Origin of the sequence: Methylobacterium bullatum (assembly GCF_014845095.1) — a bacterium.
Lineage (GTDB): Bacteria > Pseudomonadota > Alphaproteobacteria > Rhizobiales > Beijerinckiaceae > Methylobacterium > Methylobacterium bullatum.
This window is the reverse complement of sequence record NZ_NKUG01000070.1, coordinates 84,348-106,354: the sequence shown is the minus strand read 5'-3', so window position 1 is coordinate 106,354 and position 22,007 is coordinate 84,348. Positions and strand designations below refer to the sequence as shown.

Here is a 22,007-nt window from a genome sequence, read left to right as displayed (position 1 = left end):
CGTTTAGGACAGCACGCGCCTCATGAGCCCGATCCTCGAACCCTTCACCCTCGGCGACCTGACCCTCAAGAACCGCGTCGTCATGGCGCCGCTGACCCGGAGCCGGTCCTCCGACGAGGGCATCCCCCCGGATTTCGCGGTCGATTACTATGCCCAGCGCGCCAATGCCGGCCTCATCATCTCGGAGGCGACCAACATCTCGCCCCAGGCGGTCGGCTACGCGCTGACGCCGGGCATCTGGACCGATGCGCAGGTGGAGGGATGGAAGCCCGTCACCGCGGCGGTTCACGCCAATGACGGGCGCATCTTCCTGCAGCTCTGGCATACGGGCCGCATCTCGCATCCCGACGTGCAGCCGAACGGCCAGTCGCCGGTGGCGCCCTCGGCCCTGAAGCCCGAGGGCATGGCCTTCACCAAATCCGGCATGAAGCCGCATGAGACGCCCCGCGCCCTGGAGACGGACGAGATCCCGGGCATCGTCGAGGATTATCGGAAGGCCGCCGAGAATGCGAAGCGCGCCGGATTCGACGGTGTCGAGATCCATTCGGCCAACAATTACCTGCTCGAACAGTTCGTGCGCGATTCCACCAACAAGCGGACCGATCGGTATGGCGGCTCCATCGAGAACCGCCTGCGCTTCCCCCTCGCCGTGGTGAAGGCGGTGACCGAGGTCTGGGGCGGCAAGCGCGTCGGCATCCGCCTGTCGCCCGCCACCACGGAACCGGGTAAGACGCCGCTGGACAGCGATCCGAAGGCGACCTTCGGCGCCTATATCGATGCCCTGAACGCATTCGACCTGCTCTACGTCCACACGATCGAGGGCGTGACCCAGCAAACCCGCGACGTGCCGGACGAGGTGGATTTCGGCCAGATCCGCGAGCGTTTCCGGGGCGCCTATATCGGCAACAACCAGTACACGCTCGACCTCGCCGAGAAGGATCTCGCCGAGGGGCGGGCGGACCTATTCAGCTTCGGCCGGCCCTATATCGCCAATCCCGATCTCGTGGAGCGGCTCCGCACCGGCGCACCGCTCGCCGAGGCTCCGAAGGCGTATTGGTATGGCGGGGGCGCCAACGGCTATTCCGACTGGCCGGGCATGAACGGCCCCGTCGCGTTCCGGCGCTGATGCCTCATCCCGGGAACTCGGTCCGGGGTGGACTACTCGCTTCCCGCACCTGCTCGACGGCTGTTCGCCCTATCCAAGAGGGTCCGACGTGAGGCGCCACGGGCTCCCTCTCCTGGAAGGAGAGGGGACCTGCGCTGCCCGCGAGATGTGTGAATATCGTAGCCAAGGTGGAACGGTGGGCCTCAGCCCTTCGGTGACGGCTCGCCGCCTTGCGCCTCGGCCTGCTCGCCACCGGCATTCGCCGGTTGCGGCACCGACATCTCCGGGTAGCGCTTGCGATATTCCTTCAGGAAAGCCTGGAGGGTCTCCGCCTTGGTGGCCCGCTGCGCGATCTCGCGGAAAGCCTGGCTCCGCACCGCGTTCGGCTGGGTGAGCAAGGCGAAGGTGCGGGCGTCGGCGCTCTCGGCCATGGGCTCGGCGAACTTCGCCCTCAGGCGCTCCAGCCCGAGGGACTCGTTCGACAGGCCGTAGGCTATGGCCGAGCGGATGATGTCGGAGCGCATGGCATCGTCGAGGGGTTTGCGCAGTCGCCAGGCCTCGCCGACCATGGCCTCGTGCGCCTCGCCCGCCTCGCGCCAGCGCCGGCCGCTCCAGAGAATGTCCGCGCGCAGCCGCTCCACGTCGGCGCCGGTCTCCGCCTCGATGGTCTCCAGGGCGAGATCGGTGCGCGACAGGTCGGACAGGGCGCGCGCCCGGATGAGCGCGCGGGCACGGCGCAGATCCTCGGGCAATTCCGGCTGATAGGTGGCGTCGATGACCTGGAGCGCCTGGAGCGGCTTCTCGTCCATCATCCGGATGGTCGCCAGCCGCGCGGCGACGCTGGCGCGGGCCGGGCCGGTGAGACGGTGATCGACCTGATGCTGCAGCAGTTCACCCGCCGAATCGAGCAGGTCGAGTTCCACCAGCTTGTCGGCGAGGCGGCGCACGATCTCGTCGCCGCGCCGGCCGATCGGCGCGAAATCCTTGAAATCGAAATACAGCGCCAGCGCCTCCACGCCGGACATCCGCGCCCCCTTCTCGGTGAGGAAGAGGTCGTCGAACAGGTCCTGGGCACTGTCGTGGAGCTCGCGGCTGATCGCCGATCCGGGCGCCAGCGCATCCGCCTTGCGCGAGGCGGCGAAAGCCTGGCGCCAGCGCCCGGCTTCCATGTTCAGCTTGGAGAGCCCTGCGATCGTCCTCTGCTCGATCTCGTCGCCATGCCAGGTGAGGAGGAGCGTTTCCAGCCGTTCGATGGCCTCGGCCACCGGCATCTTGCCGAGGGCATGGGCGAGGACGGTGCCGCGCAGGGTCGCCACGGCGGCGGTCGGCCGGTCCGCCGTGTCGGACAATCGCTGATAGGTATCGAGCGCCGCGCTCGTCTGGCCCGTCACCTCGTCGATCCGCGCACGCAGGAAAGCCAGGCGGTCCGAGACCGAGCGGTCGGACGCGCGCGCCTGCGCGGTGGTGATCTGCTGGCTCGCGGTGGCCCAGTCGCCGGTCTCGATGGCGGCCTCCGCCGCAACCGAGCGAAGCAGGCTCTGCAGGTCGTCGGGATAGCGCTCGATGATGCCCGCCGTATCCCGGAACGCCGTATCGGCGATGGGCCAGCGCCCCGCCTTGGCATCGAGATAGCCCTTCCACAGCCGCGCCTCCGGGTCGGCCCGCAAGTATTCGGAGTCGAGGGCCTTCCGCGCATCGGCGTAACGGGCCATCTGCGCGTTCGCCACGGCGGTGAGGATGGCGAGTTCGCGCTGTCCGGCCATCACCGGATCTTCGCTGGCCGCCACCTGAAGGACGCCGAGGGCTTCCAGGCCGAGGCCGTTGGCGAGCATGCTCCGCGCCAGGGCGAGCCTCAGCGGTCCGCGCGCCGGGCGCGGCGCGTCGACCACGGCGTTCAACTGCTCCCGCAGGTTCTCGCCGATATTGCCGCTCCGCGCCGCGTCCCAGGGCTGGCGCTCGATGGCGAGGTCGCTCACGGCGGTGAGGGCCGGTTCGGCCGGGCGCGCGACCCCCGAGACCGCCATGCCGCCTTCGCGGGCGATCACGACGCCGTCCATGTCCGGCCGCACGAGGAGATCGTCGGCCTTGGCGAGGACGGCGACGCCCTGGCGGCTCGGCAGCAGCTCGAAATCCACGAAGGCCTGCCGCTTGGGGATGCCGGCGGGCTTCGGGCCATAGCCGGTCACCACGCCGATCCGCTCGCCGCCCCGTTCGATCCAGGTCGCCCCGCCGGGGTGGGGCAGGCGGATGCCGATGCCGATGCGGCCGCTCGCTTCCGTGTTGCGGATCGCGGACAGCGTTTCGCTCGCCGACAGATTCTCACCGGCCACGAGTTCCCAGCCGGTGGGCGCATCCGCATCGCCGATGGGGACGAGATCGAGGAGCCGCTCGCGGGGAACCTTGAAGCTCAGGGAGACGAAGGCACCCTGCCGCCGGGGCTGACTGACGAGATCGAAGACCGGATCTCCGGGGGGGACGGCGACCGTCTCGGGCGTCTCGAAGACCAGGGTGGCGATGCCGGCCCGCTCGAACAGGGCCGCCGCCGGCTGGCGCTGGAACGGAAAGGCGAGGCCGGGTCCGGCCGGGCGCAGGACGACGGTCTTCTGCGGAAGAGTGGGCGCCGGCATGCCGGCCGGTTTGGCCTGCGCGGCGCTCACCGGCGCCGTCGCGGGTTTGGACGATGCGTCCCCCGCCGCGGCCTTCACGTCCGCCGCGGATGGCTTGATATCCGAAGCTTTGGCATCCGGGGGCGCGGCCTTGCGGAAGACGTCCAGCGTCACGCCGTCCTCGTCCCGTCCGGTGCGGATCTCGTAGCCGGCGGCGGGCGTCACCAGCAGGCGGGCGCCCTCACCGTCGTTCTCGACGGACAGAGCCTCGATGGCGGGCTTGGTGCGCCCACGGGGCGCGAGGTCGTCGATGCGCCAAGCACCGGGAATCGTCAGCCGCGTCGCCAATCCGGCCTCGTCGAACCGCGCGGTCGTCTCCGGTGCGAGCCGCAGGCTGAGCCGGGTCAGGGTCGGCAGGCGCGAGAGTTCGAGGGGCAGGCGCTTCGGCTCGATGACGGGCTTGGCCGCGCGCATGGCGGCTTCCGCGATCTGCGCCCGGCGGACGAGTTCGGCCACGATCTCGGGCGGCAGCGGAGGAGGGAGCCCGGACCAGTCTTCGGGCAGCAGGTCCACGAAGACGTGTTCGCCCGCCGTCTGGACGTTGAGGCGATACGGCTTCTGCAGGGCGATGCGCAGGCCGGTCCCGTCGGGGTCCCGCCGGACCATGGTGACGAAATCGGGGATCTCGCCCGCGATCTTCTCGGGCGCAGACGTGCTGGGCTCACCGAAATTCACCAGCAGGACGAGGCCGGAGATCCGGGCCTTCACCGGAACCGCCGAATCGAACGTCATGGCGATCCGGGCGTAGCGCCCGACCTGGTTCGCCTTCAGGGTGAGGAGGCGTGCCGCCTCGGCCTCGCTGCCCGAGACCAGCGTCCCGCCGAGGATCGAGGTCGCGACGAAGCCCGCCATGAGCCGGCGCCGTCGTCTCGCGATTTCGGCCCCCATTCCCATCGAACGTCACGCCACACCGGATTGCCCGGAGAATCCGAAACCGATTCCCGCGACACGCTACACCGCCGGCGAGTCTCCACTGTCGAGGCTAACGCCCGCCTAACGCCCGCTCGGCGCGATGTCTCGAAACTGCGCGCCCCCTGGATTCCCCCCGGAACGATGGCCTTCCGCCGATGTCCGATCAAAAAAACCCCGCGCCGGCTTTCGCCGGGCGGGGAGGTGTTCAGAAGGACCTTCCTTGGGAGGAAGACCGCAACTTTACCATGTGACATCCCACATTTACCACATCGGGAAACGGACATGTCCACTGCCGAGGCGGCTCGCGCGTCGATGTCGCGGGCCGGGTGGAGGCCGGCCCATCCGACGCCGGGCGACGACCGAAGAGCGGTTCCGGCCTACATCCCGCCGGTTCCGCCACTGCCGCCACCGGCGCTTCCGGCCCCGGACCGGCGCGAGGGCTGGCTGGAATTGCCGCTCGCCGCGGAACTGTCCCGCCCGCGACGGCCGCCGGTGTTGTTCGAGAGGCTATGGGTTCCAAATCCGCGCTTGGAATGGCGCGAGCGCGCATCGGCGGAGGTCGTCATCTGCGCGAGGGCGAGCGACGAGACGGCGAGGGCGCAAAAAGTGAGGGCCAAGGTCTTCATGAATTCTCCTGTCGATCCGGTGGGCCAACGCCAGAACGACCCGGAATATCCATGACGGGAGAACGAAGACCGCGACGGTAAAGACCCCGCCCGGCGCGAACCGGACGGGGGAAGTCAGACAATCCCCCTCGGGGCGGAGGGTATGGGATAGACGCCCGACCCCAGCCAAATCATCCCCGAAACGGGCAGGCCGCAGATGTCGCACCACCCCCGGCCGTGGCCGCCCTAGATAGAGGGGTCACTCGACGGAGCCGGAAACCGATGTGGTATCTGTACGGCGCCGTTCTTCTCGCGGGCATCGCGAACGCCGTGCAGGCGGGACAGAACGGCGCTCTGGCCAAGAGCTTCGGCGGATCCCTGAGCGCCGGCCTCGTCGTCGCGGCGGGAACGGCCGCCTGCATCACGCTCGCCGGCCTCGTCTCGGGCAAGCTGACCCTGCCGTCCGCCGCCCAGGTTTTGGACGTGCCCTGGTGGGCCTGGTTCGGCGGCGTGCTCGGGGGCGGCATCGTCGTGGCGCAGCTCATGGTGGCCCGCCAGATCGGGGCCGCCCCGTTCCTCGGAATGCTGGTGACGGCGGGCGTCGTCACCTCGATCCTGATCGATCATTTCGGCTGGATCGGCTTCGAACGCCACCCGGCGACCCTGTGGCGGATCGCAGGCGGTCTGCTGATGATCGCAGGCGTCGCCCTCGTGGCGACTTTCTAGTCCGCCCGGCTGAACCGTTTCGACGGTGTCCGCCGTTATAGCGCTACTCTCAACCAGGAAGACCCATGCACCGTTACTTCCCCGTCCTCATCGCCGTCGTCGCGATCCTCGCGGTCGGGATCCTGTATGCCTTCGTCCGCAACGGCGACACGGCGCATACCGCCCCCGTCCAGCAGACGGCGCCGCGCTGATGCGTCGCCTGATGCCCCTGGTGCTGCTGGGTCTCGTCGCGATCCTCGCGGTGATCTGGGTGGGCGTCTGGAATTTCGAGGCGCTTCGCACCGAACGGGCCGAGAATGGCGGAGCCCCCGCCGTCCCGGCCTGCGATCCGAACAACACGGTCGGCAAGGCGATCCTGCCGAACTGCCCCGACGCGTCCATCACCGCGACGCAGAAGCGCTGACGCCCGCGCGTCCCTCCGCTCGATCTTGCCGGAGTACTCAGTCCGGCGGTTGGATCGGGAGACCACCCGACCCCGTCATTTCTTGACGACGAGCCCCGGAATGATCGTGCCGGTCTCGCCGAAATTGGCGACGGCCTTGGCGCAATTGGCCGGCACATCCTTGCCGTAGACGTCGGCATAGGCTTTGACCCGCAGGATCAGCTCGCCGCCCGCCAGGGCATCCGGCTCGATGCCGAGGCCGCGCACCACCGTCTTGAACGTCTCGTAGTTCGGCTTCGATTCGGGGCAGGAGGCCGAGACGAACTGGAGCAGCCCGGCGAGCTTGGCGGCGGTGTTCTTCTGCCGCTCCTCCTTGGTGTCCGGCGGCGGGGGCGCATCCGGCGCGGGCTGGGCGGCGAGGGGAGCCGTCAGGGTCCCCAACAGGAGCGAGGCGAGCACGATCTGCTTCATGGGTGGCGTGTTCCTACCTGTCTGTCCCGTCGCCCGACTGTTTGCCGTCAGTGCGAGAGTGCGCTGGCCCTCGCGAGGGCGGCACCGAAGCCGTTGAGCGGCACGGTGATCGTCGTGGGTTCGGTGGCGTCCTGCTTCGGGGCGAGGATGAGCAGGTTCTTGGCGGTCTTCATCGTGTCGGTGGCCAGGGTCGGCAGGCTCACCGGCACGAGGCAGCCTTCCGAGCTGCAGGTGTAATAGGGCGCGCCCTTGCCGAGAACCGCGTCGTCGATCTTGAAGCTCAACCCGGCCTCGATCTGGAATCCGAACGGCATCAGGATCAGCCCGTCGGTGCGATCGTTCGCGGGCGGCTTCAACTCGATGGCGAATTCGCGGCGGTTCTCGCGCTTCGAGCCCTGGGCCTGCACCACCGAGCAGATCGAGACCTGGTTCTCGCGGGAGCAATTGATGCTCCAATCGCCATAGCTCTCGCTCAGCGCACTGGCGCCTTCCGGCCAGATCGCCTTGGCCGGGGCTACGGCGGCGGGCGCAGCGGCGACCGGGGCGGGGGCTTTCGGCGCGGGCTTCGGCTTCGGCTTGGGTTTGGGCTTCGCCGGCGCGTCGGAGGCGGCCGGTGCGTCCTGCTCCGGCGCGGCCTCCTGCGCCGAAGCACCGTTCCAGGCGGTGATCGCGGCGAACGACATCACGCCGACCACGGGCAAAACATGTCTCCAACGCATCGAGCGGGCATCCGGCATTCGAACGAAATCAGACCTGCCGCCTAGCCCTCCCGGCCCGCGAGCGCAATGGACCCGCCGGCATCGCGATTCGTCGCCCACCGGCAATCCGACCCGGCCGTCCTTGCCGAATTTGCCCGCGAGCCCCGTCTACCCCGCTCGACCGTCCGGGTCAGCGACGCCTATCCTGGCCGCCCTGGTCGATGGCCGGCAGTTCGTTGGGGCCGAGCCCCATGACGACGGGCTGCTGCGTCGGCGTCTGGCCGCGCGCGCGGTTGGCGAGCGCCACGGTGAGCTTCTCGGCGGGTTCCGACTGCATCAGCGCCAGCACGTCGGCCATCTTGCGCGGATTCATCGCCAGGACGATGGGCACCAGCACGTCGAGGGAGAGGCGATCGAAGACGCGGGCGGCGTCCTTCGGTTTCATCGTCTCGTACATGGTGACGATGTTCTTCAGGCCCATCCTCTCGGCCTCGGCCTGCTGCGCGGCGGCGCCGTCGGGCCTGTCCTCGTTGCGCTTGAGATCCTTGACGCCCTCTTCGAGCTTGCGCTCGGCGGTTCCGAGCATCTGCTCGCGCAGGCTCAGGGTCTCGTCGCGCTGCTTGAGGGCGTCGCGCCGGGCCGAGAGCTTTTCGAGGATGGCGCGCTCGCTGGCCGGCATCGGCTCCGGGGGAGGCGGGGGGCGCGGCGCGGGCGGCTCCGGTTCGGCCGCGGGCTTTTCCGGTTCCTTGGGCGTCACGGACCCGGTGGTCTGCGGGTCCGGCAGTTCGTAATTGGTCCGGGCCTTGGCGAGGACCCGCGCGAACTCCGGCAGCTGCGCGTCGGCCGAGGCCGGGCTCGGCCCCAGATCGTCGACGGCGATGGCGCCGAGCTTGAGCACGAGGAGGCCCACGGCCGCCAGCGTCACCGCATCGATCAGCCGCAGCTTGTAGGGACGCGCCTGTGCGGCGCCGGGCCGGCCGGTGCGGAGCTTTCCCAGGCGGGTCTGTCCCGCGCGGACGAGGGAGCGGGGCGTCGTCATGCGGCGCGGCTCCGCAGGCGGCCGAGCGCCCGCTCGGACATGGCGAGGGCGGCGGCGGCGGCAGCGCCGAGGCGCTCACCGTTGGGGCTCGACGGCGCGGCCTTCGTGTCCCCGGCCTCCACCGGCGCGGCGCGGATCTCGGAGGGGCGGATCTCGACGGGGGGCACCACGGCCACCCGCGAGGGCTGCGAATGGGAGACGATGGCGGAGATGCGGGCGATCACGGTCTCGCCGGCCTGGACGTGGGCGGACAGGTCGGCGGCGTAGCGCTCCGCCGTGCCGAGGCGGTCGGCCAGGGTCCGGTCGCACTCGTCGAGGGTGGCGCGCAGGCCGATGATCGCCCGCTCGGCGGTGGAGCTCGCCACCACGAGATCGCCGATGGTCTGGCGCAGGGCCGCCTCGTCGGCCTTCATCCGGGTGATGCGCCGGCTGAGGCGCACGGACGAGACGATGCTGGCCACGAGGAGGATGGCGACGAGGACGTCGGCGGCGAGAGTGACGAGGAGGCTCATGCGCGGGTCACCCGTCGTTGCGGTTGTTCATGGAGGCCTCGAAGGCCTGGAACGTGGTGCGCGAGCGCCGGAGCGGCCGCGTGAGTTGCACCGAGATGTTGTCGTCGACACGGCCGATGCGCCCCTGCGTCAGGGCCCAGTCGCCGCAGCGGACGTTGACGAGGTCGGTGGGCTTGGTGTCGAACATCAGCGTGTCGCCGACCTTCAGGGACAGCACCTTCTTCAGAGGCAGCATCATCTCGTGGAGGACCGCCTCCATGGTGGCGTCGGCCTGCCAGATCTCGGTGGCGAGGTGGCTTTCCCAGGTGTGGTCGCGGCCGAGCTTCTCGCCCATGAAGCTCTGCATGAGCAGTTCACGGATCGGCTCGATGGTGGCGTAGGGAAACAGGATCTGGAGCTGGCCGCCGCGGCCGTCCATGTCGAGCTTCAGGGTGATCAGGATGGCGGCGTTGGCCGGCCGGGTGATCGTGGCGAAGCGCGGGTTGGTCTCGATCCGGTCGATGCCGAAGCGCACCGGGGAGAGCGGCTGGAACGAGAGTTCGAGATCGCTGAGGATGATCTCCACGAGGCGCCGCACCAGCTGCATCTCGATGGTCGTGAACGGACGCCCGTCGAGCCGGGTCGCCGAGCCGCCGCGCTTGCCGCCGAGCAGCAGGTCGAGGGTGGAGTAGGCGAGGTTCGATTCCACCGTGACGAGGCCGGAATTCTCCCAGGCATCGGCCCGGAACACCCCGAGCAGGGTCGGCAGCGGAATGGCATTGAGATAATCGCCGAAGCGGACCGAGGTGATGTTGTCGAGGGTGACCTCGACGTTGTCCTGGAAGAAGTTGCGCAGGCTCGTCGACAACAACCGGATCATCCGGTCGAAGACGATTTCCAGCATCGGCAGGCGTTCGTACTGGACGACGCCCGAATCCACGATGGCGCGGACACCGCCGGCACCCGAGGCCGACAATTCGCGCAAGGAGAAGCCGAGGACGCCGTCGATCTCGTCCTGGTTGAGGATGCGGTCGTTGCCGGCGAGTTCGGGGAGATTGTCGGTCTCCCCGTCCTCGATCATCGTCGCCCATTCGGCGGCGACGTCGCTCGCATGCGTGCTCGTGCCCTGCTCGGCCAGCGCCGCGCCCCACTCGTCGGCCAGCGAGGTCTCGCCGCCTTCGGCGTTCTGCGCGATCAGGGCGGCTGCCCAATCGTCCTCTTCGACCTCGTCTTCGGGACCTGCCATGACCGTCTCGACACCGATGGGGGTTACTGGACGATCACGTCCTTGAAGAGCACGGCCTCGGCCCGTGCCGGATGGATCGCGACGTTGACCCGGCGGAGCAGTTCCTCGCGGAGCCGGTACAATCCGGCCGAGCCGGCGAGGTCGCTCGGGCGCAACTCGCGCATGTAGACCTGGAAGGTGTCCTCGATGCGCGGCATCAGCGGCTTCACCTCGCCCTCCACCTTGGCGTCCTTGAGTTCGAGGGAGACCTTCACCTTGGCCGTGCGCGGCTTGTCCTGGCCGGGCTCGTTGGCGAGGTTGACCACCATCTCGCGCACTTCGAGGAAGACCAGGGGCTTCTTCACCTCCACGGCGGCGTGATCGTCGCCGCCCTTCTTCTTCATCATGAAGAACCCGCCGCCGCCGGCCAGCACCAGCACCGCCGCGCCGATCATGATGATCTTCTTCTTCCCGCCTTTAGGGGCTTCGCCTCCGGCGTCCTCCCCGTCCGCGGCGGGGGCCGTCTTGGGCTTCTTGGCCATGGATCGCCCCCATCGAATCTTGTCCCAGGGTGCGACCGGCGCTGAGCCCCCGCGACCCCGTGGAGGGATGTATCCAAGGTTACGGTTAACGTCTCGTTAAGGCGGCAAAACCTGCCGGGTGGTTCTTGCCGCGGGGATGCGGCGGGAGGACGGTGCGACCGGCCTCTCTTCGCCACAACATATTGGTTTCACTAATCTTTTCAGATTTTTTGGAGATGGCACGGGCCGTGCGGGTAACCTTAACGTCGCCGCAGCCCAAGGCTTATTCGATCCATGCAGAACGCGCTGTTTGTCGGAGTCTCCAGTCAGGTCGCCCTGCAGCGTGAGCTCGACGTGATCGCCAACAACATGGCGAACGTCTCCACCACGGGCTTCAAGGGCCGCAGCTCGCGGTTCCAGGAATACCTGATGCCGGTGGCGAGCGCCGACTCGTTCCATCGGCCAGACCGGCGCGTCTCCTACGTCATCGACCAGGGCACGACCCTCGACCTCGCCCAGGGACCGATCGAGCAGACCGGCAATCCGCTCCACGTCGCGGTGCGCGGCGAGGCCTTCCTCGTGGTCCGCACCCCGAACGGCGACCGCTACACCCGCAACGGCGCGTTCGAGACCGACCCCCAGGGCAATCTCGTCACCAGCGACGGCTACGCCGTGCAGGGCGAGGGCGGCCCGATCCAGATCAACGCCCAGGAGACCGGCCTCTCCATCGGGCCGGACGGCACGGTCTCCACCAATCTCGGCATCCGCGGACGCGTGCGGATGGTGACCTTCGCCAACCCGCAGGCGCTCACCAACGAGGGCGCCAACCTCTACGGGTCGGCGGCGGTTCCGGTGGCCGCCGGCATCAACGGCCGCCTCGAATCGGGTGCCCTCGAACGCTCCAACGTCAAGCCGGTCATCGAGATGACCCGGCTGATGGACGTGAACCGCACCTACACCATGGTCTCGGGCGTGATCTCGCGCCTGGACGAGTTGCGGGGCACGGCGATCCGCCGCCTCGCCGACGTCGCGTAAGGAACCCAGGCGATGCGCGCCCTCTACGCAGCCGCCACGGGCATGGCGGCCCAGGAACTCAACGTCCAGGTCATCTCGAACAACATCGCGAACCTGCGCACCACCGGCTACAAGCGGCAGACGGCCCATTTCCAGGACCTGCTCTACCAGAACCTGCGCCGGGCCGGCTCGTCCACCTCGGACCAGAACACGCAGCTTCCCGCCGGCCTCGCCCTCGGGTCGGGCGTGAAGACGACCTCCACCGCCCGGACGATGTCGCAGGGGCCGCTCGCCTCGACGGAGAAGGAATACGACGTCGCCATCCGCGGCGAGGGCCTGTTCCGGGTGACCATGCCCGACGGCCGCACCGCCTATAGCCGCGACGGGTCGTTCGACCTCTCGGCCCAGGGCCAGCTCGTCACCCGCGACGGCTACCTCGTGGATCCGGGCATCACGGTGCCCAACAACGCCACCAGCGTCACGATCAGCGCGCAGGGCTCGATCCAGGCGACGGTGCCGGGGCAGACCGCGCCGCAGAATCTCGGCCAGTTCCAGCTCGCCCGCTTCGTGAACAAGGTCGGCCTCGAATCCATCGGCGACAACCTGTTCGTCGAGACCGCCGCCTCCGGCCCCGCCATCAACGGCCTGCCGGGCTCGGAGGGCTTCGGCAACCTGCAGCAGAGCTATCTCGAAGAGGCGAACGTCAACGCCGTCACCGAGATCTCGTCGCTGATCGCCGCGCAGCGTGCCTACGAGATGAATTCGAAGGTCGTCACGGCGGCCGACCAGATGCTCTCCACGACCTCGCAGATGTTCCGCGCCTGACGGTTCGTCCGGCCTGACGTTCCCGCTTCGCCTCTCCGTTTCAGCCCGCCTCCGAAAGCGTCGCGCCATGTTCGCCCTGAGACAGATCCCCACCGCCCAGCCGCGCCGCGTCGGCACGCTCACGCCCGGCATCGTCGTGCGCACGTTCCTCGCGCTCGCGGCCCTCGGCTTCATGACGGTCCAGGTTCTCGCCGAGGAGCCCGGCCAGCGGCTGCGCCTGCGCGGCGACGTCACCGCGCGCGGCGATATCCTGACGCTGGGCGATCTGGTGGAAGGGGCGCCGGCGGATCTGGCGCGGCGCCCGCTGTTCCGCGCCCCGGCGCTAGGCGCGTCGGGGACGATCCAGGCCCGCCGCATCGCCGATGCGGTGGCCCCCCTCGGCCTCGGCGAGATCGAGACCGGCGGCCGGAACCAGGTCTCGGTGCAGCGTGCCGCCCGGCGTGTCGGCCCCACGGAGATCGAGGCGGCCATCAAGCGCGTGCTGGAGACGGCCTACGGCCTCGACCCACGCAACCTCGCCCTCCGCCTCGACGGCGAGAACACCGTCCTGCTGGCGCCCCTCGACCTCGACGGGCAGGCGGCGGCCCTCGACGTCACCTACGATCCGCGCCTGAAGCGGGTCGCCGCCCTCATCACCCTGGGCGAGCGCCAGGCCTCCCTGCGCGTCGCCGGGTTGGTGCAGGAAATCCGCGAGGTCCAGATCCTCTCCCGCACGCTCAACCGCGGCGACACCGTGACGGCCGGCGACGTCACCGTCGAGCGCCGCCCCCGCGAGGCGACGCCCCCGGATGCCCAGGCCGGGTCGGTGGTCGCCGTCGGTCAGATCGCCCAGCGCAGCCTGAGCGCCGGCTCCATCCTCCGCTCCGGTGACATCGCTCCGGCGGATCTCGTCCAGCGCGGCGAGGCCGTGACCATCGTGTTCGATTCGCCCGGCCTCAACCTCTCCCTGCGCGGACAGGCCAACGAGAACGGGCGTCTGGGCGCGGCGATCACCGTCACCAATCCCGCTTCCAAGAAGACCCTCGCCGCCACCGTGATCGGCCCCGGCCGCGTCTCGGTCAGCTCCTCCGCCAGCATCGGCCGCCAGGCCAGTGCGGCGTTCGACGCCGGCCGCTGACACCGCCCCGATCCTCACGAGAAAAGCTGGCTCCCATGACCAACCGCTCCATGACCGTCCGTTCCATGCCCCTCATCAAGACGCCGCTCTCCCTCGCGGCGATCCTGGTGGCCTGCGCGGCCCTGGGCGCCTGCAACACGGTGGACCGGCTCTCGCAGGTCGGCGCCACCCCGGCGCTCTCCTCCATCGAGGATCCGACCTCGCAGCCGGGCTACCGCCCGGTGCGCCTGCCCATGCCGGACGTGCAGCCCGTCTCCTACGCACCCAATTCGCTGTGGCGGACGGGATCGCGCGCCTTCTTCAAGGATCAGCGCGCCGCCCGGATCGGCGACCTCGTGACGATCAAGGTCAACGTCACCGACAGGGCCAACCTGAACAACGAGACGAAGCGCTCCCGCTCCAACGCGGAAGGCATGGGGCTCCCCAACGCGTTCGGCCTGGAGAGCAGCGCCGCCGTCGCCGCCGCCGGGATCAGCCCGGACAAGCTCCTCGCCGGGACGTCGACCTCGTCGAGCGATGGTTCGGGGTCGGTCCAGCGCAACGAGACGGTGACGACCAACATCGCCGCCATCGTCAATCAGGTCCTGCCCAACGGGAACCTCGTGGTGGAGGGCAAGCAGGAAATCCGCATCAACTTCGAGGTGCGCGAACTCATCGTCGCCGGCGTGGTGAGGCCGGAGGATATCGAATCCGACAACACGATCGATTCCTCCAAGATCGCCCAGGCCCGCATCGCCTATGGCGGCCGCGGCCAGATCACCGACGTGCAGCAGCCCCGCTACGGCCAGCAGCTCGTCGACATCCTGCTGCCGTTCTGAGGCTGAGCCAGTTCGCCCGGACGGTCTTGGGTTCTGCGTCGTGGAACCTGCACATGTCGGGCTACGATAGTCACATATCTCGCGGGCAGCACGGGTCCCCTCTCTTGGAATGAGAGGAAGCGCGCCACGCCTCAGGTCGAACCGTCTTGGAAGAGGAACGGCCGTCGAAGAGAGGCGTGGACCCGGTGCCTTCCGAGCTAGGGAACGCGCGCGGCCCGCAAGATCGACGACGGTGCGTAAATAAATCCCGTCGACCAGCCCAGAGGGACCGTCCCGGTCAATGCTCGGTACCGGGCCGGTTGGGGCGCGGTGCGGTTCCGTGATTGTCGACGAAGGCCGAGCGTTCGGGGTCGTTCTTCAGCTTGGCGACGCGGGCGCGCTGCCACAACGCCACCCCGACGACGAGCGCGAAGGTTGCGAGGGCAAGCACGAGGATCAGAACTTCATTGTCCATGTCGGGATCCTTGATCGACGCGACGTCGTATCAGTAATCGTGACAACAGGACGAAGGTTCCGGGCGAGCAATTATCGTTTAAGGCCAAGCTTCTGTTGAATGCTCGGCGAGGTATTCAGGATCTAGAACTTCAGGGGCGACCGCCGAAACCTGTCACGACGACCGGCGGTCGCGACAGGTCCGTTCGATGGGCTACACCATCGACGCTACTCGTCGCGATAGACGCGCTCGCGCCGCTCGTGGCGCTCCTGCGCCTCCAGCGACAAGGTTGCGATGGGACGGGCGTCGAGGCGCTTCAGGGAGATCGGCTCGCCGGTCTCCTCGCAATATCCGTAGCTTCGGTCCTCGATCCGGGCCAACGCCGCGTCGATCTTGCCGGTGAGCTTGCGCTGGCGGTCGCGGGCCCGCAACTCGATCGCCCGGTCGGTCTCCGACGAGGCCCGGTCGGCCAGATCCGGATGATTCTCGTTTTCGGTTTGAAGTGCCACGAGCGTATCCTGCGCTTCGCGCAGAATGTCGGCTTTCCATCCCACCAGCTTACGGCGGAAATACTCACGTTGCCGCTCGTTCATGAACGGCTCGTCCTCGGACGGCACGTAACCGTCGTCGATCTTGACTGTCGCCATCCTCGCCCCTTCGCAAGTCCGTCACAGCCGGTACGCGGCGATGTTTCGCGTGCCTATACTTGAGGGCGCCCGACACTACAACGCACCCGTTGGTCCTACCCCCCTCGGATTCGGTGTTGCGTGCCCCCTGCGACAAACACGCAACGGGTGCATCCGCCAGGCGACACCCCGAGACGAACGCGCCGCGCTTGGCGTTCGGGCGGAAACCAGGCCGGATGGCGGTGCGAAGCCCCGTCGCATGGCGGTCGAAAACCCGTCGGATGGCGGTGGCCCGCCCCCTTCGCGAATACCATCGGACGATTGGGAGAGGCCGGTTTGCGGCCGGTGCGCCGTAACCTATAGGGTCGTTTCACGTCGGTCCCCGGACCGGCCGCGTGATCTCGCCCGCCGCGCGAAACCGAGGCCCTGAGAGTGCCGGAAAGCCGAACCTTGCCGAAGCCCATCGCCGGACATTCGGACATCTTCGTCGGCTCGAGCGAGATGGCGGCCCTGATGCGGGCCAAGGACTGGTCCCAGACCCCCCTTGGGCCGCCGGAACGCTGGCCCGAGGCGCTGAAGGTCGCCCTGCGCATCCTCCTGACCTCGCGGTTCGAGATGTGGCTCGGCTGGGGGCCGGAGATCGCGTTCTTCTACAACGACGCCTATCGCCCGACGCTCGGCCTCAAGCACCCGGAATCCCTCGCGAAACCCACCAAGATCCTCTGGGCCGAGATCTGGGACGATATCGAGGCGCGCATCCGCAGCGTCTACGAGGACGGCGAGGCGACCTGGGATCGCGGGCTGCTGCTGCTCCTCGAGCGCAACGGCTATCCCGAGGAAACCTATCACACTTTTTCCTACAGCCCGGTCCTCGCCGACGACGGAACGGTGGGTGGCCTGTTCTGCGCGGTCAGCGAAGAGACGAACCGCGTCATCAGCGAACGGCGCCTCGGAATCCTGCGTCTCCTCGGCGAGAGTCTCGCTCGGGCGGAAAGCCGCTCCGACGTCCTGCGGGCGGTGGAGGCCAGCCTCGGCGAGGCCCGTCGCGATCTGCCCTTCAGTGCCATCCATCTCTACGACGGGGGCAGCCTCGCCCGTCTCGCCGCCGCCACCGGGATGTCGGCGGACCATGCCGCCCTGCCGGAGGTCATCGATCCCGCCGGCCCCCTCGCGGACTTGCTCGACGGCTCGGGACACGAGACGATCGTCGATCTCGATCCGGCCCAGAACTGGCCGACCGGCGACTGGGCGAGGCCACCCGCGCAGGCGGTGAGCCTGCCCCTGGTCGGACAGGGTGGAAGCGCGCCGCTGGGCATCGTCACGGTGGGGCTGAACCCGCACCGGCCCATCGATGCCGATTACCTGAGCTTTCTCAAGCTCTTGGCCGGACAGATCTCGTCGAGCCTCGCCAGCGTCTCGGCCTATGAGGCCGAGCGCGAGCGCAACGCTGTCCTCGCCGAAGCCGTTCGCATGCGTCAGGAGGCGGCCGAAGCCCTGAGGCAGGCCAACGAGGCCCTCCTCTCGGAAGTCCGGCAGAGGACGGCGGAGCGCGACCGCATGCGCACCCTGTTCCAGGACGCACCCGGCTTCATGTGCGTCCTGAGCGGACCCTCGCACGTGTTCGAGTACACCAACGAGGCCTATCTCCAGCTCGTCGGGCATCGCGACATCATCGGGATCGGCGTCCGCGAGGCGTTGCCGGAGGTCGAGGGACAAGGCTTCTTCGAGCTTCTCGACGAGGTCTACGCGACGGGCAGGCCCTTCATCGGCCGGAACATGCCGGTGACGATCCAGGCCGGACAAGATGGCGGCCTCGAACAGCGCATCCTCAACCTCGTCTATCAGCCGATCACGGAGGCCGACGGCAGCGTCACCGGCATCTTCGCCGAGGGGCACGACGTCACCGACCGCGCGCTCGCCGAAGATGCGCTGAGACGCCTGAACGAGACGCTGGAACAACAGGTCCAGGCCCGGACCCAGGAAGTCCAGGAGCGGACCCAGGAGCGCGACCGGGCCTGGCGCCTGTCGCAGGATCTGCTGATGGTCACGGAAGCGGACAGCCGGATCGCGGCGATCAACACCGCCTGGACGACCCTTCTCGGCTGGACATCCGACGATCTCGCCGGCCGGTCCTTTGCGGATCTCGCCCATCCCGACGACCGCGACGCCGTCTGCGCGACCTTCTCGGCCATCGTCGCCGAACCGCTCACCGACCCCTTCGAGTTCCGGCTGCGCCACGCCGACGGCAGCTACCGCTGGTTCGCCTGGACGGGCGCGTTCGAGGACGGGCGGATCTATGCCAGCGGCCGCAACACCACGGCCGAGCGCGAGCAGGCGGCCGCCCTCGCACTCGCCGAGGACGCCTTGCGTCAGGCCCAGAAGATGGAGGCCGTGGGCCAGCTCACCGGCGGGATCGCTCACGATTTCAACAACTTGCTCACCGGGATCGTCGGCTCCCTCGACCTGATGCAGACCCGTTTGTCGCAGGGCCGGATGGACAATATCGAACGCTACGCCAAGGCGGCGATGTCCTCCGCCAACCGGGCCGCCGCGCTGACCCACCGGCTCCTCGCCTTCGCCAGGCGCCAGCCGCTCGATCCGAAGCTGGTCGACGCCAACGCCCTGATCGCATCCCTCGAAGACCTTCTGCGCCGGACGATCGGCGAGACGATCTCCCTCGACATCGTCATGGGGGAGGGGCTGTGGGCGACCCTGTGCGATCCCCACCAGCTCGAGAACGCGATCCTCAACCTCGCCATCAATGCCCGCGATGCCATGCCGGATGGCGGCCGTCTGCGCATCGAAACCAGCAATTCCGAACTCGACCGCGCCTATGCCCGACTGCATCCGGGGGTGGAGCCGGGCGCGTATGTCCGCATCGTCGTATCGGATACCGGCACCGGCATGCCGGCCGACGTCATCGCCCGGGCCTTCGACCCGTTCTTCACCACGAAGCCCCTGGGGCAGGGGACCGGCCTCGGCCTGTCGATGATCTACGGCTTCGCCCGGCAGTCGGACGGCCATGCCAAGATCGACTCGCAGGTCGGGCACGGTACGGCGGTGAAGCTCTACCTGCCCCGCTCCGTCGAAGCGGTCCCGGAGCCAGGCACGGCGGACACCATCACGGAGGCGGCCCGTCTCGGTGCGGGGGAGACGGTCCTCGTGGTCGAAGACGAGGGGGTGGTGCGCGACCTCATCGTCGATGTGCTGGAAGACCTTGGCTACCGCGCGATCTCGGCCCCGGACGGCCTGTCCGGCCTGAAGATCCTGCTCACCCAGGAGCGTGTGGACCTGCTCGTGACCGATGTCGGCCTTCCCGGCCTCAACGGTCGCCAGCTGGCCGATCAGGCCCGCGAAACCCGCCCCAATCTGAAGGTGCTGTTCATTACCGGCTATGCCGAGAACGCCATCTTCGGCAACGGCCAGCTCGATCCGGGCATGCAGATGATCACCAAGCCGTTTCCGGTGGAGATCCTGGCCGGGCGCATCCGCGAGATGATGGAAACCTGAAGCGCCAGAAGGCTTTCGCTTCTGACGGCAGGCCCCGTCAGGTGGCTTGAGCGGCCGAAAGCTTGGCGAGTTCCACCGCTGCGCGCAGCTCGATATCGGCGATGAGCCCGTCGAGGCGCGGATCGCCGCTGGACCCGGCACGCTCCGAGAGTCGGCTCGCGATGGCTTGGAGTTCACGCGTCGAAACCCTTCCCATCACCAGGGAAGCCTTCAGCCGGTCGAGACCGTCGAGCAGGTCGTGGCCACGCTTGGCGAAGCGACGGCGGCGCTCGCCGGGCTGCTCGCCCTGACCCTGCAGGGTCAGGATCGCGTCGAGCCCCGCCAGGGAGGTGGTGGGTGCGGTGGTGGCCGAAGAGGTGGTGGCGGCTGCGTCACCGCCAAGCAGGAAGGAAGAGGACGCATCCGTCTTACGCAGGGCGGGCGAGGCAGAGGCCGAGGCGTGGGAGACGAGGCGGTTATCGACGCGCATGAGCCGTCTCCGAAAATCAGGGCGTCGCTTCGCGCATCGGCACGACGATCGTTTCGCCCAGCAGAATCCGCCCTCGATGGTTAACCATCCGTAAACGACCGGGCAGAAGCTGCCGGGTCGGCAGGGAAAGCGGTTCCCAACCCGAGTACGGGAAACGCCAGCTCGAAAAATAAGCGTTTTTTGTCAGATGCTTGACCGACATGGCCGGTTGGCATGGTCCTGGCAGACCATCCGGCATGTCCAACGTCCACGACATGCCCCGCCGACCAGCAAAGCGCATCATGCCAATCGCGACCGCCCGGACCTTCCAATCGGCACTCCTCACCTGCGGCGCGGCGCTGCTGGCGCTGGTCTTCGGCTTGAGCGGCCAGGCTTTCGCCCTGTCCCGGGTGAAGGATCTCGCGAGCATCGAAGGCGTGCGGCAGAACCAGCTGGTGGGCTACGGTATCGTCGTCGGCCTCAACGGCACCGGCGATACCCTCAACAACATCCCCTTCACCCGGCAGTCCCTCCAGGCGATGCTCGAGCGGCTCGGGGTCAACACGAGGGGGGCCACCATGCGCACCCAGAACCTCGCGGCCGTGATGGTGACGGCGAGCCTGCCGCCCTTCGCCACACAAGGAAACCGGATCGACATCACGGTCTCGTCCCTGGGCGACGCCAAATCCCTCCAGGGCGGCACCCTGCTGGTGACGCCGCTCCTTGGCGCCGATGGCGAGGTCTACGCCCTGGCGCAGGGATCGGTCGCCATCGCGGGCTTCTCGGCCGAGGGCGATGCCGCCAAGATCACGCGCGGGGTGCCCACCAACGGGCGCGTGCCCAACGGAGCGATGATCGAGCGGGAGACGGCGTTCAAGATGAACGACATGCGCTCCCTGCGCCTGTCCCTGCGGAACCCGGACTTCACCACCTCGAAGCGGATCGCCGCCGCGATCAACGACTTCATGGGCGCCGACACCGCTGAACCCACCGACCCAGCCACCGTCACCCTGCAGATCCCGGCGAAGTACAACGGCAACATGATCCGCCTCGTCACCGAGATCGAGCAGCTGAAGATCGAGCCCGATCAGACGGCACGGGTGGTCGTCGACGAGCGCTCGGGCATCATCGTCATGGGCCGCGACGTGCGCGTATCCACCGTCGCCATTGCTCAGGGGAATCTGACCGTCACCATCACCGAGCAGCCGCAAGTCAGCCAGCCAGCGCCCCTCTCCAATGGCACCACCACCGTCGTGCCGCGCACGGGCGTCAAGGTCGATACCGGCGACGGCAACAAGCTCGCCATGGTCAAGGAAGGCGTCACCCTGCGCGAGCTGGTAGACGGCCTCAACGCATTGGGGGTCGGGCCCCGCGACCTGATCTCGATCCTCCAGGCCATCAAGGCCGCCGGCGCCCTCCAGGCCGATATCGAGGTGATGTGATGCAACCCCTTTCCTTCCTCCCACCCAAAAGGCGCTGACCATGCTGTTCGCCCCCCTCGCCGCCAAGGCCGCCATTGGCGTCGGCCGGGCTATCGTCGGCGATATCGCCAAGTCGGTGGGTCATGGCCTGAAAGACGAGACGACAAAGGCGGCGTCGACGTCCGCAAATAGCAAACTTGCAGCGGCGGCCACGGCCAAGACACCGGCGGAGATCAAGGCTCGCAAGGCGTCCAACGAATTCGAGACGATGTTCCTGGAGCAGACCCTGGAGCGGCTCGCCACCTCGGAGGGCACTGATGGCCCCCTCGGCGACAACGGCACCGGCGGAGCGGTTTACCGCTCGATGCTGACCAAGGAATATGCGGGTCAAATGGCGAAGAGCGGGGGGGTCGGCATCGCCGATCAGGTCTACCGCGAGATGATCAAGATGCAGGAGGCTGGAAATGCAAGCCGCAACTGAAACCAAATCTCTTCGCATCGCGGACAAGGCCGGCGCAGATGCGCTGATCGCGCACATCATGCAAACGATGCAGGCGCTGGAGGACATCCTCTCGGAGGAGGGAGGCCACGTTCGAGTCGGGCGCCTTCGCCAGGGCCTCTCGCAGACCGAGCGGAAGACTGCCCTTGGGGCGACCTACATGCAGAGCCTGGAAGTGGCCAAAGCCAATGCCATCGCCTTGGCGCGGTTCGCTCCGGAATCCATCGAAGAGCTTAAAACCGCCCACCGGCGCTTCGCTCAGGTGGTGGAAACCAGTCAGATCGTGCTGGCGACGGCACGTACGGTCTCCGAAAGCCTGGTCAAGTCCCTGGCCGACGACATGAACCGCTCGAGAACGGCCACCGTGTATGGACGCCCCTCTCAGCCGCCGTCTCCCTATGGCAAGGGACCGGCGGGTCGGAGCCAGCCCCTGGTGCTGTCGCGCAACCTTTGAC

At 68.3% G+C, this 22,007-nt stretch carries 24 protein-coding genes; 12 read left to right on the top strand and 12 right to left on the bottom strand.

Annotated features, from left to right (window positions below):
• Positions 1-22: 22 nt before the first annotated feature.
• Positions 23-1,126 carry an alkene reductase gene (locus tag MBTS_RS10720; RefSeq protein ID WP_192215593.1) on the top strand — a complete coding sequence of 368 codons (1,104 nt, stop codon included), beginning with the start codon at positions 23-25 and terminating at the stop codon, positions 1,124-1,126.
• 182 nt (positions 1,127-1,308) lie between these two features.
• Here MBTS_RS10720 and MBTS_RS10715 read toward each other — a convergent pair whose 3' ends face one another.
• Together MBTS_RS10715 and MBTS_RS10710 are read right to left on the bottom strand one after the other, a co-directional pair.
• Complete coding sequence (locus tag MBTS_RS10715; protein WP_192215592.1) at positions 1,309-4,623, bottom strand: hypothetical protein; 3,315 nt, start codon at positions 4,621-4,623, stop codon at positions 1,309-1,311.
• 437 nt (positions 4,624-5,060) lie between these two features.
• Complete coding sequence (locus MBTS_RS10710) at positions 5,061-5,309, bottom strand: hypothetical protein (protein ID WP_018042591.1); 249 nt, start codon at positions 5,307-5,309, stop codon at positions 5,061-5,063.
• A 261-nt stretch (positions 5,310-5,570) separates the two neighbouring features.
• Here MBTS_RS10710 and MBTS_RS10705 point away from each other — a divergent pair, with 261 nt between their 5' ends.
• The 3 genes from MBTS_RS10705 (at position 5,571) to MBTS_RS10700 (ending at position 6,417) form a co-directional block, all read left to right on the top strand.
• Complete coding sequence (locus tag MBTS_RS10705; protein ID WP_192215591.1) at positions 5,571-6,014, top strand: DMT family transporter; 444 nt, start codon at positions 5,571-5,573, stop codon at positions 6,012-6,014.
• Positions 6,015-6,079: 65 nt separating this feature from the next.
• Positions 6,080-6,205, top strand: coding sequence for a hypothetical protein (locus tag MBTS_RS23995; RefSeq protein ID WP_018042593.1), 126 nt, complete (start codon positions 6,080-6,082; stop codon positions 6,203-6,205).
• Positions 6,205-6,417, top strand: coding sequence for a hypothetical protein (locus tag MBTS_RS10700; protein WP_026175717.1), 213 nt, complete (start codon positions 6,205-6,207; stop codon positions 6,415-6,417). Before MBTS_RS23995 ends, MBTS_RS10700 begins: the two co-directional genes overlap by 1 nt.
• Positions 6,418-6,492: 75 nt before the next feature.
• On the opposite strand, the gene MBTS_RS10695 is transcribed toward MBTS_RS10700, so the two are convergent.
• The 6 genes from MBTS_RS10695 to fliL form a co-directional block, all read right to left on the bottom strand.
• A complete protein-coding gene (locus MBTS_RS10695) occupies positions 6,493-6,867 on the bottom strand; it encodes a hypothetical protein (protein WP_056144167.1) in 375 nt (124 codons plus the stop codon).
• Between the two features lie 47 nt (positions 6,868-6,914).
• A complete protein-coding gene (locus MBTS_RS10690; RefSeq protein WP_156465607.1) occupies positions 6,915-7,586 on the bottom strand; it encodes an invasion associated locus B family protein in 672 nt (223 codons plus the stop codon).
• A 169-nt stretch (positions 7,587-7,755) separates the two neighbouring features.
• Positions 7,756-8,604 carry a MotE family protein gene (locus tag MBTS_RS10685; protein ID WP_018042599.1) on the bottom strand — a complete coding sequence of 283 codons (849 nt, stop codon included), beginning with the start codon at positions 8,602-8,604 and terminating at the stop codon, positions 7,756-7,758.
• Positions 8,601-9,116: a DUF6468 domain-containing protein gene (locus MBTS_RS10680; RefSeq protein WP_018042600.1), complete on the bottom strand. Its 516-nt coding sequence runs from the start codon at positions 9,114-9,116 to the stop codon at positions 8,601-8,603. The genes MBTS_RS10685 and MBTS_RS10680 overlap by 4 nt, the downstream gene beginning before the upstream one ends.
• Positions 9,117-9,123: 7 nt before the next feature.
• The gene (fliM, locus tag MBTS_RS10675) at positions 9,124-10,341 is read right to left on the bottom strand and encodes a flagellar motor switch protein FliM (protein ID WP_018042601.1); all 1,218 of its coding nucleotides are present in this window, start codon (positions 10,339-10,341) and stop codon (positions 9,124-9,126) included.
• A 23-nt stretch (positions 10,342-10,364) separates the two neighbouring features.
• Positions 10,365-10,862, bottom strand: coding sequence for a flagellar basal body-associated protein FliL (fliL, locus tag MBTS_RS10670; protein ID WP_056144178.1), 498 nt, complete (start codon positions 10,860-10,862; stop codon positions 10,365-10,367).
• A 273-nt stretch (positions 10,863-11,135) separates the two neighbouring features.
• Here fliL and flgF point away from each other — a divergent pair, with 273 nt between their 5' ends.
• From flgF to flgH, 4 genes are all read left to right on the top strand, one after another.
• A complete protein-coding gene (gene flgF, locus MBTS_RS10665) occupies positions 11,136-11,876 on the top strand; it encodes a flagellar basal-body rod protein FlgF (RefSeq protein WP_192215590.1) in 741 nt (246 codons plus the stop codon).
• 12 nt (positions 11,877-11,888) lie between these two features.
• On the top strand, positions 11,889-12,680 hold the full coding sequence (flgG, locus tag MBTS_RS10660) for a flagellar basal-body rod protein FlgG (protein ID WP_018042604.1): 792 nt from the start codon (positions 11,889-11,891) through the stop codon (positions 12,678-12,680).
• 67 nt (positions 12,681-12,747) lie between these two features.
• Positions 12,748-13,797: a flagellar basal body P-ring formation chaperone FlgA gene (flgA, locus tag MBTS_RS10655; RefSeq protein WP_192215589.1), complete on the top strand. Its 1,050-nt coding sequence runs from the start codon at positions 12,748-12,750 to the stop codon at positions 13,795-13,797.
• A 65-nt stretch (positions 13,798-13,862) separates the two neighbouring features.
• Positions 13,863-14,615, top strand: coding sequence for a flagellar basal body L-ring protein FlgH (flgH, locus tag MBTS_RS10650; protein WP_192215605.1), 753 nt, complete (start codon positions 13,863-13,865; stop codon positions 14,613-14,615).
• Between the two features lie 277 nt (positions 14,616-14,892).
• Here the strand turns inward: flgH and MBTS_RS10645 are convergent, their stop codons facing one another.
• Together MBTS_RS10645 and dksA are read right to left on the bottom strand one after the other, a co-directional pair.
• Entirely contained in the window at positions 14,893-15,069 is a 177-nt protein-coding gene (locus MBTS_RS10645) for a hypothetical protein (RefSeq protein ID WP_187273287.1), read from the bottom strand.
• Between the two features lie 206 nt (positions 15,070-15,275).
• Positions 15,276-15,695: an RNA polymerase-binding protein DksA gene (dksA, locus tag MBTS_RS10640; protein ID WP_018042608.1), complete on the bottom strand. Its 420-nt coding sequence runs from the start codon at positions 15,693-15,695 to the stop codon at positions 15,276-15,278.
• 480 nt (positions 15,696-16,175) lie between these two features.
• Between dksA and MBTS_RS10635 the strand changes: the two genes are divergently transcribed.
• Positions 16,176-19,184, top strand: coding sequence for a PAS domain-containing protein (locus MBTS_RS10635; RefSeq protein WP_192215604.1), 3,009 nt, complete (start codon positions 16,176-16,178; stop codon positions 19,182-19,184).
• A gap of 37 nt (positions 19,185-19,221) precedes the next feature.
• Here MBTS_RS10635 and MBTS_RS10630 read toward each other — a convergent pair whose 3' ends face one another.
• Together MBTS_RS10630 and MBTS_RS10625 are read right to left on the bottom strand one after the other, a co-directional pair.
• Positions 19,222-19,653, bottom strand: a complete 432-nt coding sequence (locus tag MBTS_RS10630) for a flagellar assembly protein FliX (protein ID WP_056144193.1) — start codon at positions 19,651-19,653, stop codon at positions 19,222-19,224.
• 16 nt (positions 19,654-19,669) lie between these two features.
• Positions 19,670-19,855 carry a hypothetical protein gene (locus tag MBTS_RS10625; RefSeq protein WP_210322754.1) on the bottom strand — a complete coding sequence of 62 codons (186 nt, stop codon included), beginning with the start codon at positions 19,853-19,855 and terminating at the stop codon, positions 19,670-19,672.
• A 79-nt stretch (positions 19,856-19,934) separates the two neighbouring features.
• Between MBTS_RS10625 and MBTS_RS10620 the strand changes: the two genes are divergently transcribed.
• From MBTS_RS10620 to MBTS_RS10610, 3 genes are read left to right on the top strand one after another with little or no spacing between them, the layout of a single operon-like run.
• Entirely contained in the window at positions 19,935-21,074 is a 1,140-nt protein-coding gene (locus MBTS_RS10620) for a flagellar basal body P-ring protein FlgI (protein WP_192215587.1), read from the top strand.
• 40 nt (positions 21,075-21,114) lie between these two features.
• On the top strand, positions 21,115-21,534 hold the full coding sequence (locus MBTS_RS10615) for a rod-binding protein (RefSeq protein ID WP_192215586.1): 420 nt from the start codon (positions 21,115-21,117) through the stop codon (positions 21,532-21,534).
• The gene (locus tag MBTS_RS10610) at positions 21,518-22,006 is read left to right on the top strand and encodes a hypothetical protein (RefSeq protein ID WP_192215585.1); all 489 of its coding nucleotides are present in this window, start codon (positions 21,518-21,520) and stop codon (positions 22,004-22,006) included. Before MBTS_RS10615 ends, MBTS_RS10610 begins: the two co-directional genes overlap by 17 nt.
• Position 22,007: the final 1 nt, after the last annotated feature.

Coding starts and splice junctions, on each gene's coding strand:
- MBTS_RS10720 (WP_192215593.1), top strand. CDS start 23: ATGAGCCCGATCCTCGAACCCTTCACCCTCGGCGACCTGACCCTCAAG.
- MBTS_RS10715 (WP_192215592.1), bottom strand. CDS start 4,623: ATGGCGGGCTTCGTCGCGACCTCGATCCTCGGCGGGACGCTGGTCTCG.
- MBTS_RS10710 (WP_018042591.1), bottom strand. CDS start 5,309: ATGAAGACCTTGGCCCTCACTTTTTGCGCCCTCGCCGTCTCGTCGCTC.
- MBTS_RS10705 (WP_192215591.1), top strand. CDS start 5,571: ATGTGGTATCTGTACGGCGCCGTTCTTCTCGCGGGCATCGCGAACGCC.
- MBTS_RS23995 (WP_018042593.1), top strand. CDS start 6,080: ATGCACCGTTACTTCCCCGTCCTCATCGCCGTCGTCGCGATCCTCGCG.
- MBTS_RS10700 (WP_026175717.1), top strand. CDS start 6,205: ATGCGTCGCCTGATGCCCCTGGTGCTGCTGGGTCTCGTCGCGATCCTC.
- MBTS_RS10695 (WP_056144167.1), bottom strand. CDS start 6,867: ATGAAGCAGATCGTGCTCGCCTCGCTCCTGTTGGGGACCCTGACGGCT.
- MBTS_RS10690 (WP_156465607.1), bottom strand. CDS start 7,586: ATGCGTTGGAGACATGTTTTGCCCGTGGTCGGCGTGATGTCGTTCGCC.
- MBTS_RS10685 (WP_018042599.1), bottom strand. CDS start 8,604: ATGACGACGCCCCGCTCCCTCGTCCGCGCGGGACAGACCCGCCTGGGA.
- MBTS_RS10680 (WP_018042600.1), bottom strand. CDS start 9,116: ATGAGCCTCCTCGTCACTCTCGCCGCCGACGTCCTCGTCGCCATCCTC.
- fliM (WP_018042601.1), bottom strand. CDS start 10,341: ATGGCAGGTCCCGAAGACGAGGTCGAAGAGGACGATTGGGCAGCCGCC.
- fliL (WP_056144178.1), bottom strand. CDS start 10,862: ATGGCCAAGAAGCCCAAGACGGCCCCCGCCGCGGACGGGGAGGACGCC.
- flgF (WP_192215590.1), top strand. CDS start 11,136: ATGCAGAACGCGCTGTTTGTCGGAGTCTCCAGTCAGGTCGCCCTGCAG.
- flgG (WP_018042604.1), top strand. CDS start 11,889: ATGCGCGCCCTCTACGCAGCCGCCACGGGCATGGCGGCCCAGGAACTC.
- flgA (WP_192215589.1), top strand. CDS start 12,748: ATGTTCGCCCTGAGACAGATCCCCACCGCCCAGCCGCGCCGCGTCGGC.
- flgH (WP_192215605.1), top strand. CDS start 13,863: ATGCCCCTCATCAAGACGCCGCTCTCCCTCGCGGCGATCCTGGTGGCC.
- MBTS_RS10645 (WP_187273287.1), bottom strand. CDS start 15,069: ATGGACAATGAAGTTCTGATCCTCGTGCTTGCCCTCGCAACCTTCGCG.
- dksA (WP_018042608.1), bottom strand. CDS start 15,695: ATGGCGACAGTCAAGATCGACGACGGTTACGTGCCGTCCGAGGACGAG.
- MBTS_RS10635 (WP_192215604.1), top strand. CDS start 16,176: ATGGCGGCCCTGATGCGGGCCAAGGACTGGTCCCAGACCCCCCTTGGG.
- MBTS_RS10630 (WP_056144193.1), bottom strand. CDS start 19,653: ATGCGCGTCGATAACCGCCTCGTCTCCCACGCCTCGGCCTCTGCCTCG.
- MBTS_RS10625 (WP_210322754.1), bottom strand. CDS start 19,855: ATGTCGGTCAAGCATCTGACAAAAAACGCTTATTTTTCGAGCTGGCGT.
- MBTS_RS10620 (WP_192215587.1), top strand. CDS start 19,935: ATGCCAATCGCGACCGCCCGGACCTTCCAATCGGCACTCCTCACCTGC.
- MBTS_RS10615 (WP_192215586.1), top strand. CDS start 21,115: ATGCTGTTCGCCCCCCTCGCCGCCAAGGCCGCCATTGGCGTCGGCCGG.
- MBTS_RS10610 (WP_192215585.1), top strand. CDS start 21,518: ATGCAAGCCGCAACTGAAACCAAATCTCTTCGCATCGCGGACAAGGCC.